This window comes from Kutzneria sp. 744 (genome assembly GCF_000568255.1).
In the GTDB taxonomy this organism is placed as follows: domain Bacteria; phylum Actinomycetota; class Actinomycetes; order Mycobacteriales; family Pseudonocardiaceae; genus Kutzneria.
Window position 1 is genome coordinate 7,520,259 of record NZ_KK037166.1, and the last position, 1,256, is coordinate 7,521,514.

The window sequence follows — 1,256 nt, forward strand, 5'->3', positions numbered from 1 at the left end:
CGGGTGTTCGGTGCTTGGCGGCCAGCCGCGCGCCCTCCACCTCCAGGTTTGCGGCGCACCTCCAGCACCTCGCGCAGCTCGTCGCCGACGAGACGGCGGACCGCGCCCGACAGCTCGCTGGTGGCGCGGACGAACGTGCCGTCGCCCTGGCGGACCTCCAGCAGGCCGGCGTGAGCAAGCGCACGCACGGCCTCGCGGACGGTGTTGCGGCCGACGCCGAGCGCGCTGACGAGTTCGGGCTCGGCCGGTATGCGCTGGCCGACGGGCCATTCCCCGGACGAGATCGCCTTCCGCATCTGCTCGATCACCTGGTCGACCAGACCGGTGCGGCGAGTAGTGGCCAACGGCACGGGGTCATCCTCTCGTCCGGACATCCTACGTTTGTCATAGTGTGGCGGTGGCGACCCAGCATCGTGTGCCGGATCGGACTCCGTCGACCGAACAGAGTGCCATCCGAGGCAACCAGACAGCGCATTTACTTGAGCCGGCAATGAAACCGCACTCGCGACACGCCGTGCTGGCCGGAACCACCCTGCTGGCGGTTGCGGTCACGCTGGCGGCGGCCAACCTCCGCATATCCGTCACCAGTCTGTCCTCGGTGCTTGGCGACGTCCAGCGAAGCCTGACCGCGACCTCCGCTTGGGCGAGCGCGGTGACCGCCGCACCGTCGATCTGCTTCGGCCTGGCGGCCCTGGTGTCGCCGTGGCTGGCCCGCCGCATCGGCGGCGGCCCGGCCATCGCGGCTGCGCTGGCGGTGCTCACCATCGGCCTCGGCGTGCGGGTGCTGGCCGGCTCCGGGCTGCTGCTCGTCGGGACGTTCATCGCCTGCGCCGGCATCGCCGTGTGCAACGTGCTCGTGCCGGTCGTGGTCAAGGAGTCGTTCCCGAACCGGATCGGGCTGATCACCGGCGTCTACAGCGCTTCCCTGGCCGGCGGCAGCGCCATCGCCGCCGCCGTGACGCCGCAGCTGGAGACCGCCGCCGGTGGTTGGCGGCCCGCGCTGGCCGCGTGGGCCATCCCGGCCGGGATGGCCCTGGCGGCGTGGCTGGTCGGGGCCCGCAAGGACACCATGGTGTTGGCCGGGGACCAGCCCAAGCACAGCGACCGGAACCTGCTGCGGGTGCCTATGGCCTGGGTGTTCACCCTGCTGTTCGCGGCCCAGTCGATCTTCGCGTACGTGGTCATGGGTTGGCTGCCGGAGATCCTGCGCGACGCCGGTATCGACCGTGACGCCGCCGGCGTGCTGCTGGGCATCA

The 1,256-nt window shown here is 71.3% G+C and carries 1 protein-coding gene and 1 pseudogene; one reads left to right on the plus strand and one right to left on the minus strand.

The features are described 5' to 3' along the window. A pseudogene (locus KUTG_RS34665) lies at positions 1-350 on the minus strand (FadR/GntR family transcriptional regulator); the annotation flags it as partial. 140 nt (positions 351-490) lie between these two features. On the opposite strand from KUTG_RS34665, the gene KUTG_RS34670 reads away from it, so the two are divergent. Next, a partial coding sequence (locus tag KUTG_RS34670; RefSeq protein ID WP_369794546.1) for an MFS transporter occupies positions 491-1,256 on the plus strand: 766 nt, incomplete at its 3' end.